Below are 16,092 nucleotides of genomic sequence, written 5' to 3' on the forward strand. Positions count from 1 at the left end.
GCTCACCCCTCTCCCCTTGTGGGAGAGGGTGGATCGGCCAAAGGCCGAGACGGGTGAGGGGTGTGGCCGCTAGTCCGGCCGGGTGCCGTTCTTCGCCAGCACGTCCCCGGCCAGATAAAGCGACCCACAGATCAGCACGCGGGCATTCTCGATTTCCGCCGCCGCCCTGAGGGCGCTGGTGATCGAGCGCGCGGCCCTGGCCGGGAAGCGCTGGGCCCGGGCGCGGGCAGCGATGTCTTCGGCCTTGTGGGCGTTCTCCTCGCCCGGGATGGTCAGGGCGATCACCTGCGCGGGATGCAGGTCGCGAAAAGCCTCGAGAAAGTCTTCCGGGGCGCGGGTGTTCATCATGCCCATGATCAGCACCAGCGGCCTTGGCGGCATGGCGGCGATGGCACGGGCCAGGGCCGCCGCGCCATGCGGATTGTGGCCCCCATCGAGCCAGAGTTCATGCCCCGGCGGCAGCAGGGCGCGCAGTTTCCCCTCGCGGAGCGGCTGCATGCGGGCTGGCCAGGTGACGCGCCGGAGGCCTTCGGCCAGGGCCGCCGCGTCCACCGGCAGGCCGAAATGGCGCGTTGCCGCGATGGCCAGGGCCGCGTTGTCGAACTGGTGCGGGCCGGGCAGGGCGGGCGGTGGCAGGTCAATGAGGCCTGACTCGTCCTGGAACACCAGCCGTCCATCCTGTTCGGAGCCGTGGAAATCCTCGTTCTGCCAGAGCGGGGTGACGCCCAGGCGCCGGGCAGCGCGCTCCAGCACCGGACGGGCCTCGTCGCGCTGGATGCCCATGACAGCCGGGGCGCCGGCCTTGAGAATTCCCGCCTTGCTGACGGCAATCTCGGCCACGGAATTGCCCAGGAACCCCTGATGGTCGAGATCGATCGGCGTGATGATCGTGCCCAGCGGATGGGAGATGACATTGGTGGTGTCATAGGTGCCACCCATGCCGGTTTCGAGCAGGAGATAATCGGCCGGCGTTTCGGCAAAGAGTTTGAACGCGGTGACGGTGGTGACCTCGAAAAAGGTGATGGGATCGCCGTGATTGACCGCTTCCACCAGCTCCAGCGCGGCATTGAGCCTGCGCGTGCCGACCAGCTCACCGGCGAGGCGTATGCGCTCGTTGAACCGCACCAGATGCGGCGAATTATAGACATGCACCCTTTTGCCCGCCGCTTCGAGAAAGGCGCGCAGATAGGCAATGGTCGAGCCCTTGGCATTGGTGCCCGCGACGTGGATGGTCGGCGGCAGGTGGTCCTGCGGATTGCCCAGCCGCGCCAGCAGCGGCAGCATGCGATCGAGGCTGAGATCGATCAGCTTGGGATGGAGCTGGCTGAGGCGTTTGAGGATGGCGTCGGTGCGGGACATCTATGTCTCCGAAGTTGGCACGTTGCCGGTCACGCCACCGGCCCGGCTCCTCCCCCTTGACGGGGGAGGCTGGGTGGGGGTGCGACACGCATTCGGCGCCCGCCAATCCCCCACCCAGCTACGCTAAGCCCCTTTGGGGCAAGCTGCGCTGCCCTCCCCGCGAGGGGGAGGGTGAAGAGCTACTTCCTGAGCTCGCCGCCCGTGGTCTTGGTTACCGCCGCGACGACCGCTGCCGAAACCTTGTCGATTTCCTCGTCGGTCAGGGTCCGCTCGCGCGGCTGCAGGGTCACCTCGATGGCCACCGATTTCTTGCCTTCGCCCACATGGGCGCCCTCGAACACGTCGAAAATGTCGACTTGCCTGATCAGGCCCTTGTCGGCGCCGCGCGCAGCCTTGAGGATGGACGCGGCCGGAACGGCACGATCCATGACAAAGGCGAAGTCGCGGCTGACCGGCTGGAACGGAGACAGCTCCAGCGCCGGCTTGGTGCGGGTCGCCTTCCTGCGCGGCTCGGGCAGGGCATCGAGATCGATCTCGAAGGCGGCCACCGGCCCCTCGATGTCGAGCTCGGCACAAAGGGCCGGATGCAGCTCGCCGAACCAGCCCAGGGTGATCTTGGGCCCGAGGGCAATGCGCCCGCCACGGCCCGGATGGCTCCAGCTGGCGGCTTCGGGCAGCACCTGCACCTTCTCGATATCGACGCCCAGCGCGTCGAGCACGGCGGCCAGATCGGCCTTGGCATCCCAGACGCCGACCTTCTCGGCCTTGCCGGACCAGTGGCGGCCAGCGCCATCCATCCCGGCCGTGCCGGTGCGGATGCCCGAGGCATAGGTGTGCTGGCCTTCGGGCTGGTCGGAGAGGAAGATCTGCCCCACTTCGAACAGGGCCACATCGGCAAAGCCGCGATTGCCATTGCGGCGCGCACCGGCGATGAGGCCCGGCAGCAGCGAGGGGCGCATGTCGGTCATGTCCGAGGCAATGGCATTGGCCAATTGCCGGTCTTCCGTGCCGCCACCGAAGCGGGTGGCGTCGTCGTGTGAGATGAAGCTCCAGGTGACGGCCTCGTCGAGACCCCGCGCGGCCAGGGCGCGGCGGGCGATGCGGCGGCGGTTCTGGATCGTGGTCAGCATGAGCGGGGCGACATGGCTGAGGCGCGGCAGCGGCTCGACTGGCACATTGTCGACGCCAACCATGCGCATCACTTCTTCCACAAGGTCCGCCTTCTGGGTCACATCCGGGCGCCAGGAGGGGACCTTCACCGCCCGCACCGGGCCATTGCCCTCCATGACAAAGCCAAGGCGGGAGAGGATGTCGGCAATACGGTCGGCAGAAATATCGAGCCCGGTGAGGCGCTTGACTTCGGCAAGCGGGAAATCGACGACCGTGTCAGGGAACACGTCCTCGCCAGAAATGGCCGGCTCCATGGCCTCGCCGCCGCAGAGCTCGAGCACGAGGCGCGTCGCCAGTTCCATGCCGGGCTCGGTCAGGGCCGGATCGACAGAGCGCTCGAGGCGATAGCGGGCGTCCGAGACAATGCCGGTCTTGCGGCCGGACTGGGCGATGAGATCGGGGTCCCAGCTGGCGCATTCCATGAAGACATTGGTGGTCTCTTCGGTCACGCCCGAACGGATGCCGCCCATGATGCCGCCGAGGCACAGCGGACCCTTGTCATCGGCGATGACGGTCATGGTTTGGTCGAGCGTATAGATCTTGTTGTCCAGCGCATCGAATTCCTCGCCACGCGCATTGCGCAGCACCATCTGCCCTTCGACCTTGTCGGCGTCATAGGCGTGCAGCGGACGGCCCCAGCCTAGCGAGACGAGGTTGGTGATGTCGACGACTGTATTGATGGGCCTGAGGCCCACCGCGCGCAGGCGTTGCTGCAGCCAGTCGGGCGAGGGACCGTTCTTTATGCCCTTCAGATAGCGCCCGGCGAACTTGCGGATGGCCTTGGGCTCGTCGGCGCCGAACTGGTGCGGCAGCGGCGCGATCGGGCTTTTGCCCTTGGAGGGGATGGGCGAGAAATCGGTGGTCTTCAGCGTACCGAGGCCAAAGGCGGCCAGATCGCGTGCCACGCCATAAACGCCGGTGGCGTCGCCGCGATTGGGGGTGATGGAAATGTCGAAGACCACGCCATCCATGCCGGCATAGTCGACATATTTCACCCCGATGGGCGCATCTTCGGGCAGCTCGATAATGCCGTCATGGTCTTCGGACAATTCCAGCTCAGCATTGGAACAGAGCATGCCGTTCGACACCTGGCCGCGGATATTGCCCTTGCCGATGGTCATGTCCTTGCCCGGAATATAGGTGCCGGGGAAGGCGAAGACGGATCTGAGACCGGTGCGGGCATTGGGCGCGCCGCAGACCACGTCGATCAATTCGCCGGTGCCCGCGTCGACCTTGCAGACGCGCAGCTTGTCGGCATTGGGATGCTGTTCGGCAGAGACGATATGGGCGGTGACAAAGGCTTCGAGCGCCTTGCCCTGGCTTTCAATGCCTTCCACCTCGAGACCGATCATGGTCAGGGCCTTGCCGATTTCCTCGGCCGATGCGGTGGTTTCAAGGTGTTCCTTGAGCCAGTCGAGCGTGAATTTCATCTGTGTAGCCTTTTAGCGGAAGTCGCTCTTGCTGCCTTGGATCGGCGGCAGGGCGGAAGAGAGTTTGAGGAGTTCGACCAGCACATTGGCAAAGCCGTTGGCGTCGTCGATGGCCCTGTGGGTGTGGGGAATGTGGCCGTAGAATTCGGCCGGCAGCTTGCTCATCCCCCAATCGAGATAGGGCGCGCCGCGCAAAGTGCCTGCCATCGTATAGAGGCAGATGCCACCGCCGCGAAAAATCTGGCGGCCCTTGAAGGGGCCGGAAAGGGCGCGGGTGCCGGCATATTCGTCGAGATAATGGTCCATCCAGAGACCATCAAAAATCATCGGCGCGGCCACGAAGACCTTCGGGCCGGGCAGCGACTCCACCCAATCGGCAAAGCGCGGCATGACCAGGGCGGGGTCTTCAGCGCCCTCGGTGGCGGCCTTCCAGGCCTCGGGCTGGGTCGCCCACCAGGCCATGGTGGTTTCGTTCTGCATCCTGTCCGAACGCGGCGTCAGCACCGCCTCGAACTCGCCATGGCGGGTGCCATCGGCCTCCACGGCGACGGAGGCAAAGCTCAGCATGGAATTGTGCAGCGGCGTCGGCCCGTCGCTCTCGATATCGGTGACGATGAAGATCGGCCGCGCCACCTTTGCATAGAGATCGCGCCCGGCCGGGAGCACGGTCACCAGCCTGAAGGTCTCGCAGACGATTTCCATGTCCGGCGAAAAACCACCATTGCGGGCGAAATAGGCCTCATGGCCCGCCCGCCACTCGGCATAAGGCCCCTCGCCTTCGAGATCGGTGAAGCTGGGGTCGATATCGTCGAAGCGTTTCACCTCGACCGAGGTCGTTTCGATGACACAGACTTCCTCGCCCGCGCCATTGAGCACCACATCGCGGCGCCCGATTTCGGGCATGGGCTCGTCCCGGCCGATATCGCGCAAAGCGCCACAGGTCGCGGTCTTCTTGCCCGCCAGCACCAGCGCAAGCAGACGGTCAGCCAGCTCCGGGGAATCCCCGAAGCTGAAGCGGATGGGCCCCTTGGTGTCGGGTGTACTGGTCATCTGGATGCCTCAACCTGCCCGCGAGGCATGACCCATCGCCTCCCTCCCCCCTGTGGGGAGGGAATGAGGGTGGGGGTAGGCCACAAGCACAGTGTCTGCGGCGAGACACCCCCACCCTTGGCGCTGCGCGCCGTCCCTCCCCACAAGGGGGAGGGAGACGCAGGAGCCCAAAGAACGGGTTGACCTGTCGGCATTCTAGCTGCTCAGCCCCCCGAACAGCGTCGGCAGGTCGAGCGGGCGGAAGCCGTAATGGTCGAGCCAGCGCTGGTCCGCGTCGAAGAAGGCGCGCAGGTCCGGCATGCCGTATTTCAGCATGGCGATGCGGTCGATGCCGATGCCCCAGGCAAAGCCCTGGTAGACATCGGGGTCGAGTCCGGCATTGCGGATGACGTTCGGGTGGACCATGCCGCAGCCCAGGATTTCGAGCCAGTCATTGCCCTCGCCGATCTTCACCTCGGAACCCGAGCGGTCGCATTGCACGTCCACTTCCATCGAGGGCTCGGTGAAGGGGAAGAAGCTCGGGCGGAAGCGCAGCGTCACGCTCGGCACTTCGAAGAAGGCCTTCAGGAACTCTTCGAGCACCCAGCGCAGCTGGCCGATATGGCTCGACTTGTCGATGACAAGGCCTTCCACCTGGTGGAACATGGGCGTGTGGGTCTGGTCGCTATCATTGCGATAGGTGCGGCCGGGCATGACCACGCGGATCGGCGGGTCCATGGCCGGGGTAATGTAGGGCGCCGCCGGCTTTTCATTGGTCTTTTGCATGACGCGCACCTGCACCGGCGAGGTATGCGTACGCAAAACCTTCTTCACCCCGTCCGGACCCGGCTTCATGAAGAAGGTGTCGTGCATTTCGCGCGCCGGATGGCCTTCGGGGAAGTTCAGCGCGGTGAAGTTGAAATAGTCGGTCTCGATATCGGGCCCTTCGGCGATCGAGAAGCCCATGTCCGAGAAGATCGCGGTGATCTCGTCGATGGTCTGCGAGATCGGATGGATGCGGCCGCGCGCGGTGGGGGCGGGCTTGAGGGGCAGGGTGACGTCGACGGTCTCTGCGGCCAACCGAGCCTCGAGCGCCGCGGCCTTCAACTCTTCGCTGCGCGCTTCGATGAGACCGGCGATCTCGTTCTTGAGACCATTGATGGCCGGGCCGGCTGACTTGCGCTCTTCGGGAGCCATGGAGCCCAGCGTGGCGAGGAGGGCCGAAACGCTGCCCTTCTTGCCCAGCGCCGCAACGCGGACGGCGTCGAGCGCGGCCTCATTGTCGGCAGCGGCAATGGCGGCGGACAGTTCGGTGCGCAGGGTTTCGATTTGGGCTTCCAGGGACATCTTTATTCTCAACTCGGACTTTGTGGCGCGGTTAGAGCAAACAAAAACGCCCTGCGCCAGCCCTTCCGGGCGGCGCAAGGCGCGATTTTTGACCTCAGCGAAGCTGAAAGGTTAGGCGGCGGTGACGCGGGCGTGGGTGACGGAGTCCACGCTTTCCAGATACGCCAGAGCGGCCTTGGCCTTTGCGACCAGGGCTGCGAACGCTTCGGGCTGGGTGATCGCGAGATCGGACAGCACCTTGCGGTCGACAGCAACCTCAGCCTTGCTGAGGCCGTCGATAAATCGGTTATAGGTCAGGCCGTGATCGCGGACGGCAGCGTTGATGCGCTGGATCCACAGAGCGCGGAAGTTGCGCTTCTTGACGCGACGATCGCGATACGCGTACTGGCCGGCCTTTTCGACGGCCTGCTTGGCGATACGGATCGTGGATTTACGACGGCCATAATAGCCCTCGGCGGCCTTCAAGACCTTCTTGTGACGAGCGTGGGCGGTTACGCCCCTCTTAACGCGTGCCATTGTTCAGTGTCCTTCCAGCTCTTAGCGGTTGTACGGCATGTACCACTTCACCAGACCCTCGTCGCCCTTGGACAGGATCTTGGTGCCGCGGTTGGTGCGGATGTACTTGGCGTTGTGGCTGATCAGGCGGTGGCGCTTGCCGGCAACGCCGGCCTTCACCTTACCCGAGGCGGTGAAGCTGAAACGCTTCTTGGCGCCGGACTTGGTCTTCATCTTGGGCATTTTGCGGGTCCTTATAGAAATATTCGGATGGATTGAGGCCCATCGCATTCAAGAACCGCCACGGCATGCCTTTTGGCCGGGCGGTCCGGAAGATGGGGGTCTATAAGGGGAAAGCCGGGGAAAGGCAAGCCTTGCGGTGGCTAGGCACGCGCTGCCGCCAGCATCGGCTCGATGTGATCCTCGAACAGCAGCCCCGGGCGGGCCGCCAGCGCCGCGCCATAGGCGGCTTCGGCTGTGATCGAGACATTGAGAAAGCCGATCAACCCGGCAACCTCTTCCTCGCCCAGACCGTAATGGCCGGCCAGGAGCCGGCGGTGGATTTCGGTCTTGCTGGCGATCATGCCGGCCGCGACGTCTTTCGAATTGCTCATCGAGCCGTCACGCTTGATGTAGTCGTGCAGCGGCGTGCCGATATGAACGCTTTCGGGGATGGTCCGGTAGAGCTGCAAAAGGAATTCGAGATCGGTCATGTTGCTCATGTCCGGGTCGAACCGCCCGTCGCCGCGGCGCCGGTCCCAGACCACCATGGCGTCCATGGACAGGTTCACCCATTTGTGCGCGCCCGGGCCGAGGACGCGGTCCGGCCCGTCGCCCACAAAGCGCAGATGGCGGAAATCCTCGGTCATCACGTCGAGCGCGGTGGTGACGATGCCATATTGCTCCAATGCCAGAACGGCCTTTTCGAGCTTTTGCGGCTTCAGCCGGTCATCGGCATCGAGAATGGCCGCATAAGGCGTCTCGAGCCGGTCGAGCGCCACATTGCGGGTGACCGAGGCGCCGCGGCCCACTCCGCCGCTGGTGAGGAACACCTGGCGCGGGTCATTCAGCCCCTGTTCACTGAGGAAAGCGCCATAGTCGAAGCCGTCATCGGCGATGATCCAGTGCTGCCAATCGGCATGGGTCTGGTCGAGCACGCTGCGCACGGTCGCCGCCAGCGTGGGCTGGGCCTTGTAGGCCGGGGTGATGATGGCGACAGTCTGGGGCACGGTTTGACCTCTGGCTTGAACCTTGGCTATGCCTGACCCATATCTTGGCCAGACGCGCGATGCCACTGAGTTCGGGTCGCGCAGTGGACGTTGCTTGATGATCAAGGACGCTTTGATTATGTCGCGTATCTCGGTGTTTTCCGCCCCGTTTCTGCTCGGCTTCGACAGCTTTGAAGAGCGCATCGACCGGCTGGCCCGATCGGCGGAAGGCTATCCCCCCTACAATATCGAGCGCTCGTTGGATGAGGACGGGACCGAGAGGTTCCTGATCTCCATTGCGGTGGCCGGCTTTGCCCGCACCGACCTCGAGGTGAGCGTGGAAGACAACCAGCTCCTGGTGCGCGGCCGGCAGGCCGACGAGCCCGGACGGGACTTCCTGCATCGCGGTATTGCCGCGCGCCAGTTCCAGCGCAACTTTCTGCTTGCCGACGGCATGCAGGTCAAAGATGCAACTTTGGGACATGGTATGCTCGTTATTGCTCTTGAGCGCCCCCGCGCGCCCAAAATCGCCCGACAGATCGACATTCGCTCCTTGTGAGGAAAGAGAACAAAGAAAGGGCCGAAAAATGATGGATAAGCGCAATACCGAAGACATGATCGATGCCGCAAACCCGCTCAAGCACTTGACGCGCGCTCAGTTCGCGGCGCTCGGCGGTGACGCGGTTGCCTATATCAAGCCGGTCTCGGGCCTGGTGCTGTCGACCATGATCCATGATGCCGAGTTCGATGGGGCCACCCAGTACCAGCTGGTGATGTCCGCCGATGGCACGCCGCTGATGGTGGCCGATACCACCGAGGCGGTCACCGAATGGCTGGGCGACCAGAATATCGGGCTGGCGACGCTGCACTGACCCCTGCTGGCTCGGCAGCTGAAGACAGGACGAATTGCGACGCCTCCTCCCCCTGCAAAGGGGAGGAGGCTTTTTGCTCCCCTCCCCAACGGCTGCCTGATCCGGCAATGCCAGCAAAAACCCCCGCAGCCGGGCCGCAGGGGTTTGCATATCCGTCAATGTCCCGATCGCTCAGGCCGCGTAGGTCGTTTCCAGCGGCGCCGTCAGGATGGCATGCAGGCGTTCGGGGTCCGTCTCCCGGCGCAGCTGATCGGTGACGCTTTCGGTGCGCAGCAGGCGTGCGACACGCGACAGGGCCTTGAGGTGATCGGCACCAGCGCCCACGGGCGCCAGCAGCATGACCACCAGGTCCACTGGCTGATCATCCACGGCGTCGAAGTCGATCGGCTGGTCGAGGCGGGCAAACGCTGCCGTCACGCCCTTGAGCCCCTTGATCTTGCCATGCGGAATGGCAATGCCATTGCCCAGGCCGGTCGAGCCCAGTTCCTCCCGGCCCGTCAGGGTCGAGAGGATTTCCTCCTTGGGGAATGCGGTCAGCTCTGCAGCTTTTTGTGCAAGGATTTCAAATAGCTGGCGTTTATTGGTCACGCCGGTGCAAGTCAGCACCGCGTGCTTCGCCAGAATATCGGCCAATTCCATAAATCTGCCTTAGGATCTATCCAAGTCTTGGCATTGCCAGCGCCGATCAATTCGCGCTCAGGGCCGGATCAATCCAGCCAATATTGCCGTCTGCGCGGCGGTAAACCACATTCAGCCCGCCATGTCCAGCATGGCGGAACATCACGACCTGTTGTCCAGAGAAATCGAGTTCCATCACGGCTTCCTCGACGCTCATCTGGCGCAGGCTCTTGGTCGTCTCGGCAATGACCGGCGGCGCATAGTCCTCGTCCAGCTCGTCAATGGCGTCCGAGGCGCCGAACACGGTATATTGGGCAGTCACGCCGTCCACGCCATTGGCGCCATTGCCCTTGCGGTGCTGCTTGAGTTTGCGGTTATAGCGGCGCAGCCGCTTTTCGATGTTGAGCGCCATCACCTCGAAGGCGCTGGTCGCGTCTCCCGCCTGGGCGCTGGCCTGCAGCACGGCGCCAGAATCGAGATGAACCACGCAGTCGGCGCGATAACCGATGCCGTCCGGTGTCAGGGTGAGATGGCCGTCATAGCCGCCGTCGAAATATTTCCCGACAACGGATGCGAAATGCTCCTCCGCCTTGCCCCGGAGGGCATCGCCGACATCCATGTTCTTTCCCGAAACGCGTAGGGTCATGGCTCTTGTTCCTTTCGGTCGTTGGGCGCGACGCGAGAGTTCCGAAAAGCCGCTTCCCGGCTGTAACGGGACCTGCGTCTGCCGACCCCCCAGATGTGGGGTGCCGACACCTGGGATGCTAGTCCCGGCCGAGGGGGGCTGTCCATGCGCAACTGGGCGGATAGGCGTGAATAAGCAGGTGACAGCCACAAGCCTGCCACTTACCGTTAGCGCGCCATGAATCACGGGTGGTCGTCCCGGCGCGGGCGGTGGTCAGGCGATGCGCTCGAGGCCCTTTTTCTGCCGCCGGCGGATCACCGATGAGGGGATGTTCATGCCCTCGCGATATTTGGCGACGGTGCGCCGCGCCACATCGATTCCCTGCTCCTTGCGCAGCATCTCGGCGATCGTATCGTCGGAGAGAATGTCATTGGCCGGCTCGGCATCGATCAGCTGGCGGATGCGATGGCGCACCGCTTCGGCCGAATGGTCTCCGCCGCCATCCGAGGACGAAATGGCGGTGGTGAAGAAATACTTCATCTCATAGAGCCCGCGCGGGGTCGCCATGTATTTGTTGGCGGTGACCCGGCTGACGGTCGATTCGTGCATGTCGATGGCCTCGGCCACCGTCTTGAGCGTCATGGGTTTGAGATGCGCCACGCCATGGGTGAGGAACCCGTCCTGCTGGCGCACGATTTCGGCAGCGACCTTGGTGATGGTCTGGGCGCGCTGGTCGAGGCTCTTGGTCAGCCAATTGGCGGTATTGAGGCAGTCGCTGAGGAAACTCTTCTCGGCCGTGTCGCGGGTCTTCCTGGTCACCGTCGCGTAATAGACGCGGTTGACCAGCACCCTGGGCAGCACCTCGGTATTGAGCTCGATCTGCCAGCCGCCATCGGGGCCGGGGCGCACGAACACATCGGGCACCACCGCTTCCACCGGGGCGCTGTCGAAGGCCAGCCCCGGCTTGGGATCGAGCTGGCGCAGTTCGGCCAGCATGTCGGCCAGGTCCTCGCGGTCGCAGCCAACGGCCTTGAGCAGCCCGGCCATGTTGTGCTCGGCCAAGAGGTGCAGATTGGCGATCAGCTTCTGCATGATCGGGTCGAACCGGTCGCGTTCGCGCAGCTGGATGGCGAGGCACTCGGCCACGTTGCGGGCGAAGATGCCAATGGGATCGCAGGTCTGGAGCACTTCGAGCACCGCCTCGACATCGGCCAGCTCGGCGCCGAGCAGTTCGGCCACGGCCTCGGGCTCCACCACCAGATAGCCGGCCTCGTTGAGCCCGTCGATCAGATGCTGGGCAATCAGCCGGTCCGCCGGGGTGCGCAGCAGCATATGCGCCTGCGCCTCCAGATGGTCGGAGAGACGCGGGCGGCTGGCGACATATTGGTCGAGATCGGGGGCTTCCCCGCCTTCGAAGCTGCCATTGCGGTCCGGCCCCGAGGCCTGGGCGTGATCCTGCGGGCCGGCATCGGGAAAGACGTTCTCGACGGCCGTGTCATAGCCCTCGGCAATCTCGCTGGCGTCCTTGGTGCGTTCGCCCGAGGCGACGGTGTCCTCATAGGCGCTCATTTCCGCCGGCACGTGCTGCGGCTCTTCGGGCCCCACATCGTCCCCGCCGCCTTCCTCGCGTTCCAGCAGCGGATTGCGCAGCAATTCGGCATCGACGAAGTCGTTGAGCTCGAGATGGCTGAGCTGCAGCAGCCGGATCGACTGCATCAGCTGCGGGGTCAGGGTCAGGCTCTGGCTCTGACGAAATTCCAGCCGTGGCGATAGCGCCATGCGTAATTGGCCCTTGGATGCAAACATTTCAGCCGCGAACGGCTGCTTCCCGGCCGGGACCATGACTCAATTTCCGGCGCGCGGCAAGTTTCGTGCCAATTGCGCTCCAGAGGCAATGGAACCGGCAATCCAGCGACTGGTGCAATGCCCTAGATGGAAAAACTCTCGCCCAGATAGACGCGGCGTGCTTCGGGGTCGGCGGAGATGGTCTCGGGCTTGCCCTGGATCATCACCTTGCCGCCATGGATGAGATAGGCGCGGTCCACCAGGCCCAGCGTCTCGCGCACCGCGTGGTCGGTGATCAGCACGCCAATGCCGCGCCGCGTCAACTGCCGCACCAGGCCCTTGACCTCAGCCACCGCGATCGGGTCGACGCCGGCAAAGGGTTCGTCGAGCAGCATGAAGCCCGGATCGGCCGCCAGCGCCCGGGCGATCTCGACGCGCCGGCGTTCCCCGCCCGACAGCGCCAGCGCATTGGATCTGGCGATATGGCCGATGGAGAACTCCTCCAGCAGCGCCGACAGCCGCCGCTGGCGTTCGGCCTTGTCACGCACGGTGTTCTCTAAGACCGCCATGATATTGTCGGTGACCGACAGGCCGCGAAAGATGGAGGGCTCCTGCGGCAGGTAGCCGATGCCCAATTGCCCGCGCTGGAACAGGGGCAGGCGGGTGATGTCCTGCCCGTCGAGCAGGATCTTGCCGGCATCGGGTTTGACCAGCCCCATGATCATGGTGAAGACCGTGGTCTTGCCCGCGCCATTGGGACCCAACAGGCCCACCGCCTCGCCGCGGCGGACCGCCAGCGACACGTCGCGCACCACGGTGCGCTTGCCAAAGCTCTTGGCCAGGTTGTGGGCCACCAGCCAGCCGGTCTGGTCGATGCGCGGGCGGGGATCGGGGGTCATTGCGAGGTGAACACCCCGGTGACCCTGCCGCCGCCGGCACTGGTGAAGGTGGAAACCCCGGTCGCCATGTTCACCACCAGCTCGGTCGCATTGACCGTGCCGCTGGCATTGACCACTGTGACATTGCCGGTCAGGCGCATCAGCTGGTCGCCCGGCGTATAGACCGCCTGGTCGCCGGTGGCGTCCTGGTCCTTGGTCTTCAATCGCACATTGCCGCCCGAGGCAATGAAGGTCTCGATGTCGGTGGTGCCGCCTTCGCCATAGGTCGCCACCACTTTGGGTGCCCAGACCGTGACAGTGGGATGCACCACCACGACATTGCCGGTGAACACCGCTTCATGCGCGGTCTCGTTCATCACGAACTGGTCGGAAGTGATCTCCACCGGGTTCTGCGCCAGGGCAGGGCCGATGCCGAGGAACAGCATCACCGCAAGGGCAATCGCGCTGCGCTTCATTGCGTTTCGTCTCCAATGGCCCCGGGGTCACCCTCGCCCGGGGTCGAGGGCAGCGTGACCACGGAGCGCTCGAACGTCCAGTCGACTGCGGCCGCGTCATAGACCAGGCCCTGGGCCCGCACCGTCGAGCCATCGGCATAGTCGATGGCCACCGGACCGCGGGTGGTCAACAGCTGGGCCTGCCAATCGAAGATGGAATCGCGCAAGGTCCCGACGGTTCCCGTGGAATCGGCGACATCGGCCAGGCCCGGCACCAGCGTGAGCTGCCTGGCGGTATCGAGCTGCGCCTCGGCGGCCTCCATGGTCAATTGCACGCCGTCGATCCGGTTGATCACCAGATGCGCATCGGTGAGATCGATCAGCTCGCTCTGTGTGCTGGCCGCCCGGGCGCGCTCCGCCCAGACCCGGTAGGATGACCCGTCTGCCAGCGTCCCCACATAGACGGGCGCCTCGATGGCGACGGCATCGGGGGTGACCGTAACATGGGCAATGTCGAACCGGCCGGTAAGGCTGGCCAGGTAGATCTGTGCCATCAGCCCGCCCAGCACCAGCGCGCCCAGCAAGGGCACGGCCAGCCGCAGCATCGCCACGCGGCCATTGCGGCGGGCGAGTTGCTGATAGCTTTGGCGCGGGCCGGCTAGGGCTGGCATGGCTCCCGTCCGACCCGTCAGCTATGGGCGAAGATGTCGGTTTCTTCCCAGCCCATCAGGTCGAGCGCGCAGCGGGTCTTGAGGAAGTCGAAGCATTCTCGGGCCAGTTCGGTGCGGCCTTCGCGGGCCAGCATGCGGTCGAGATGGCGCTTGAGGTCGTGGAGGTAAAGCACGTCGGACGCGGCATAGTCGAGCTGGGCGTCGCTCAATTTCTCCCCGCCCCAGTCCGAGCTTTGCTGCTGCTTGCTGAGATCGACATTGAGCAATTCGCGCACCAGGTCCTTGAGGCCGTGCCGGTCGGTATAGGTGCGCACCAGCTTGGAGGCGATCTTGGTGCAATAGACCGGCCCGGTCACCACCCCGAACCGGTTCTGCAGCACCGCGACATCGAAGCGCGCATAATGGAAGATCTTGGTCACGCCCGGATCGGAGAGAAGCTTCACCAGATTGGGGGCTTCATTGGCGTCCTGGGGAATCTGCACCACATCGGCGCTGCCATCACCGGGTGACAGCTGCACCACGCAGAGCCGGTCGCGATGGGGATGGAGCCCCATGGTCTCGGTGTCGATCGCCACCTCGCGGCCGTAATTGGAAAGATTGGGCAAGTCGCCGCGATGCACTCGGATGGCCATGAATCTGGTCCCGCTTTGAAACTGTCCCTTCCTTGGCACAGAGCGGTGGCCAAGAAAAGGCATGCGCCGCAAGGCGGCTTCCGGTCCGACATAAAGCTTTCTTTATATCGCTATTGCTTTCCGTCCCCGGACCTGCGAGAAACAGCGCCGAAAGTGTGTGGAATCCTGTCCGCACACGCGCACTACCGCGTGCGCCCTCGCCACTTGCAAAGAGGTTTAACGTGGCCCGATCCTCCTATCTGTTCACCTCGGAATCCGTTTCCGAGGGCCATCCCGACAAGGTCTGCGACCGGATTTCCGACGAGATCGTCGATCTGGTCTTCAAGGAAGCCAAGAAGGCCGGCATGGACGCAGGCGCCGTGCGCATTGCCTGCGAAACCCTGGCCACCACCAATCGCGTGATCATCGCCGGTGAAGTGCGCGTGCCCGAGACCCTGCTCAAGAAGGGCAAGGACGGCCAGATCGTCACCGACGCCGCCGGCCACCCCGTGGTCAACCCGGCCAAGTTCAAGTCCGCCGCCCGCAAGGCCATCCGCGCCATCGGCTATGAACAGTCCGGCTTCCACTGGAAGACTTGCCGCATCGACGTGCTGCTGCATGGCCAGTCCGCCGACATTGCCGTGGGCGTGGACGAAGCCGGCAACAAGGATGTGGGCGCTGGCGACCAGGGCATCATGTTCGGCTATGCGGCGCGGGAAACCCCCGAATTGCTGCCCGCCCCGATCTATTATGCCCATAAGATCCTCGAAACCCTAACCGAGGCGCGCAAGGCCAATCATGGCCCGGCCGGCAAGCTTGGCCCCGACGCCAAGAGCCAGGTGACGGTGAAATACGAAAACGGCAAGCCGGTCGGGGTCACCCAGATCGTGCTCTCCACCCAGCATCTGGACGAGACCCTGACCTCGTCCGACGTGCGCAAGATCGTCGAGCCCTATATCCGCCAGGCCCTGCCCGAAGGCTGGATCGGGGATGACACCATCTGGCACGTCAACCCCACCGGAAAATTCGTCGTGGGCGGTCCCGATGGCGATGCGGGCCTGACCGGGCGCAAGATCATTGTCGACACCTATGGCGGCGCGGCCCCCCATGGCGGCGGCGCCTTCTCGGGCAAGGACCCCACCAAGGTTGACCGCTCGGCGGCCTATGCGGCGCGTTACCTCGCCAAGAACGTGGTCGCCGCCGGTCTGGCCGATCGCGCCACCATCCAGCTGTCCTATGCCATTGGCGTCGCCAAGCCGCTCTCGATCTATGTCGACCTGCACGGCACCGGCAAGGTGGATGAGGCGGTGCTGGAAAAGGCGCTGGCCGAGGTCATGGACCTGACCCCGCGGGGCATCCGCACCCATCTCGACCTCAACAAGCCCATCTATGCCAAGACCTCGGCCTATGGCCATTTCGGTCGCAAGGCCGGGCGCGATGGTAGCTTCTCCTGGGAGAAGACCGACCTGGTCAAGGCGCTCAAGGCCGCGGTCGCCTGAGCCTGTTTGATCTCTGGCCACCAGATCGTATATCCTCCGG

At 64.4% G+C, this 16,092-nt stretch carries 17 protein-coding genes; 3 read left to right on the top strand and 14 right to left on the bottom strand.

The window, feature by feature from the left end:
• Positions 1-69: 69 nt before the first annotated feature.
• From K1X15_RS20715 to K1X15_RS20745, 7 genes are all read right to left on the bottom strand, one after another.
• Positions 70-1,359 carry a bifunctional folylpolyglutamate synthase/dihydrofolate synthase gene (locus tag K1X15_RS20715; protein ID WP_220305413.1) on the bottom strand — a complete coding sequence of 430 codons (1,290 nt, stop codon included), beginning with the start codon at positions 1,357-1,359 and terminating at the stop codon, positions 70-72.
• A gap of 179 nt (positions 1,360-1,538) precedes the next feature.
• Positions 1,539-3,959, bottom strand: a complete 2,421-nt coding sequence (pheT, locus tag K1X15_RS20720) for a phenylalanine--tRNA ligase subunit beta (protein ID WP_220305414.1) — start codon at positions 3,957-3,959, stop codon at positions 1,539-1,541.
• 12 nt (positions 3,960-3,971) lie between these two features.
• Positions 3,972-5,009 (bottom strand): ASCH domain-containing protein, encoded by a 1,038-nt coding sequence (locus tag K1X15_RS21540; RefSeq protein ID WP_220305415.1) that lies wholly within the window; start codon positions 5,007-5,009, stop codon positions 3,972-3,974.
• 195 nt (positions 5,010-5,204) lie between these two features.
• Positions 5,205-6,335 carry a phenylalanine--tRNA ligase subunit alpha gene (gene pheS / locus K1X15_RS20730; RefSeq protein ID WP_220305416.1) on the bottom strand — a complete coding sequence of 377 codons (1,131 nt, stop codon included), beginning with the start codon at positions 6,333-6,335 and terminating at the stop codon, positions 5,205-5,207.
• A gap of 111 nt (positions 6,336-6,446) precedes the next feature.
• Entirely contained in the window at positions 6,447-6,851 is a 405-nt protein-coding gene (gene rplT, locus K1X15_RS20735; protein ID WP_220305417.1) for a 50S ribosomal protein L20, read from the bottom strand.
• A gap of 21 nt (positions 6,852-6,872) precedes the next feature.
• Entirely contained in the window at positions 6,873-7,073 is a 201-nt protein-coding gene (rpmI, locus tag K1X15_RS20740) for a 50S ribosomal protein L35 (RefSeq protein WP_035084480.1), read from the bottom strand.
• Positions 7,074-7,213: 140 nt separating this feature from the next.
• Positions 7,214-8,059 (bottom strand): glycosyltransferase family 2 protein, encoded by an 846-nt coding sequence (locus tag K1X15_RS20745; protein ID WP_220305418.1) that lies wholly within the window; start codon positions 8,057-8,059, stop codon positions 7,214-7,216.
• A 118-nt stretch (positions 8,060-8,177) separates the two neighbouring features.
• Here K1X15_RS20745 and K1X15_RS20750 point away from each other — a divergent pair, with 118 nt between their 5' ends.
• On the top strand, positions 8,178-8,597 hold the full coding sequence (locus K1X15_RS20750) for an Hsp20 family protein (RefSeq protein ID WP_220307648.1): 420 nt from the start codon (positions 8,178-8,180) through the stop codon (positions 8,595-8,597).
• A 28-nt stretch (positions 8,598-8,625) separates the two neighbouring features.
• Positions 8,626-8,910, top strand: a complete 285-nt coding sequence (locus K1X15_RS20755; RefSeq protein WP_220305419.1) for a DUF1150 family protein — start codon at positions 8,626-8,628, stop codon at positions 8,908-8,910.
• Between the two features lie 171 nt (positions 8,911-9,081).
• Here the strand turns inward: K1X15_RS20755 and K1X15_RS20760 are convergent, their stop codons facing one another.
• The 7 genes from K1X15_RS20760 to K1X15_RS20790 form a co-directional block, all read right to left on the bottom strand.
• The gene (locus tag K1X15_RS20760; protein ID WP_220305420.1) at positions 9,082-9,549 is read right to left on the bottom strand and encodes a PTS sugar transporter subunit IIA; all 468 of its coding nucleotides are present in this window, start codon (positions 9,547-9,549) and stop codon (positions 9,082-9,084) included.
• 46 nt (positions 9,550-9,595) lie between these two features.
• The gene (hpf, locus tag K1X15_RS20765) at positions 9,596-10,174 is read right to left on the bottom strand and encodes a ribosome hibernation-promoting factor, HPF/YfiA family (protein WP_220305421.1); all 579 of its coding nucleotides are present in this window, start codon (positions 10,172-10,174) and stop codon (positions 9,596-9,598) included.
• A gap of 252 nt (positions 10,175-10,426) precedes the next feature.
• A complete protein-coding gene (rpoN, locus tag K1X15_RS20770) occupies positions 10,427-11,959 on the bottom strand; it encodes an RNA polymerase factor sigma-54 (RefSeq protein WP_420828355.1) in 1,533 nt (510 codons plus the stop codon).
• A 122-nt stretch (positions 11,960-12,081) separates the two neighbouring features.
• Complete coding sequence (gene lptB, locus K1X15_RS20775) at positions 12,082-12,837, bottom strand: LPS export ABC transporter ATP-binding protein (RefSeq protein ID WP_220305422.1); 756 nt, start codon at positions 12,835-12,837, stop codon at positions 12,082-12,084.
• A complete protein-coding gene (locus tag K1X15_RS20780) occupies positions 12,834-13,292 on the bottom strand; it encodes an LptA/OstA family protein (protein ID WP_220305423.1) in 459 nt (152 codons plus the stop codon). Before K1X15_RS20780 ends, lptB begins: the two co-directional genes overlap by 4 nt.
• Entirely contained in the window at positions 13,289-13,942 is a 654-nt protein-coding gene (locus K1X15_RS20785) for a hypothetical protein (RefSeq protein WP_220305424.1), read from the bottom strand. Before K1X15_RS20785 ends, K1X15_RS20780 begins: the two co-directional genes overlap by 4 nt.
• Before the next feature lie 17 nt (positions 13,943-13,959).
• The gene (locus K1X15_RS20790; protein ID WP_220305425.1) at positions 13,960-14,574 is read right to left on the bottom strand and encodes a ribonuclease D; all 615 of its coding nucleotides are present in this window, start codon (positions 14,572-14,574) and stop codon (positions 13,960-13,962) included.
• Between the two features lie 221 nt (positions 14,575-14,795).
• Between K1X15_RS20790 and metK the strand changes: the two genes are divergently transcribed.
• On the top strand, positions 14,796-16,052 hold the full coding sequence (metK, locus tag K1X15_RS20795) for a methionine adenosyltransferase (protein ID WP_220305426.1): 1,257 nt from the start codon (positions 14,796-14,798) through the stop codon (positions 16,050-16,052).
• Positions 16,053-16,092 lie beyond the last annotated feature (40 nt).

It is taken from the genome of Devosia salina (genome assembly GCF_019504385.1).
In the GTDB taxonomy this organism is placed as follows: Bacteria; Pseudomonadota; Alphaproteobacteria; order Rhizobiales; family Devosiaceae; genus Devosia; species Devosia salina.

What these genes read in the sequence shown, in the direction of transcription:
- K1X15_RS20790 (WP_220305425.1), bottom strand. Translation starts at nt 14,574, where the DNA reads ATGGCCATCCGAGTGCATCGCGGCGACTTGCCCAATCTTTCCAATTAC.
- rpmI (WP_035084480.1), bottom strand. Translation starts at nt 7,073, where the DNA reads ATGCCCAAGATGAAGACCAAGTCCGGCGCCAAGAAGCGTTTCAGCTTC.
- rplT (WP_220305417.1), bottom strand. Translation starts at nt 6,851, where the DNA reads ATGGCACGCGTTAAGAGGGGCGTAACCGCCCACGCTCGTCACAAGAAG.
- rpoN (WP_420828355.1), bottom strand. Translation starts at nt 11,959, where the DNA reads ATGTTTGCATCCAAGGGCCAATTACGCATGGCGCTATCGCCACGGCTG.
- lptB (WP_220305422.1), bottom strand. Translation starts at nt 12,837, where the DNA reads ATGACCCCCGATCCCCGCCCGCGCATCGACCAGACCGGCTGGCTGGTG.
- K1X15_RS20760 (WP_220305420.1), bottom strand. Translation starts at nt 9,549, where the DNA reads ATGGAATTGGCCGATATTCTGGCGAAGCACGCGGTGCTGACTTGCACC.
- K1X15_RS20755 (WP_220305419.1), top strand. Translation starts at nt 8,626, where the DNA reads ATGATGGATAAGCGCAATACCGAAGACATGATCGATGCCGCAAACCCG.
- K1X15_RS20715 (WP_220305413.1), bottom strand. Translation starts at nt 1,359, where the DNA reads ATGTCCCGCACCGACGCCATCCTCAAACGCCTCAGCCAGCTCCATCCC.
- pheS (WP_220305416.1), bottom strand. Translation starts at nt 6,335, where the DNA reads ATGTCCCTGGAAGCCCAAATCGAAACCCTGCGCACCGAACTGTCCGCC.
- K1X15_RS21540 (WP_220305415.1), bottom strand. Translation starts at nt 5,009, where the DNA reads ATGACCAGTACACCCGACACCAAGGGGCCCATCCGCTTCAGCTTCGGG.
- pheT (WP_220305414.1), bottom strand. Translation starts at nt 3,959, where the DNA reads ATGAAATTCACGCTCGACTGGCTCAAGGAACACCTTGAAACCACCGCA.
- K1X15_RS20785 (WP_220305424.1), bottom strand. Translation starts at nt 13,942, where the DNA reads ATGCCAGCCCTAGCCGGCCCGCGCCAAAGCTATCAGCAACTCGCCCGC.
- K1X15_RS20750 (WP_220307648.1), top strand. Translation starts at nt 8,178, where the DNA reads ATGTCGCGTATCTCGGTGTTTTCCGCCCCGTTTCTGCTCGGCTTCGAC.
- hpf (WP_220305421.1), bottom strand. Translation starts at nt 10,174, where the DNA reads ATGACCCTACGCGTTTCGGGAAAGAACATGGATGTCGGCGATGCCCTC.
- K1X15_RS20780 (WP_220305423.1), bottom strand. Translation starts at nt 13,292, where the DNA reads ATGAAGCGCAGCGCGATTGCCCTTGCGGTGATGCTGTTCCTCGGCATC.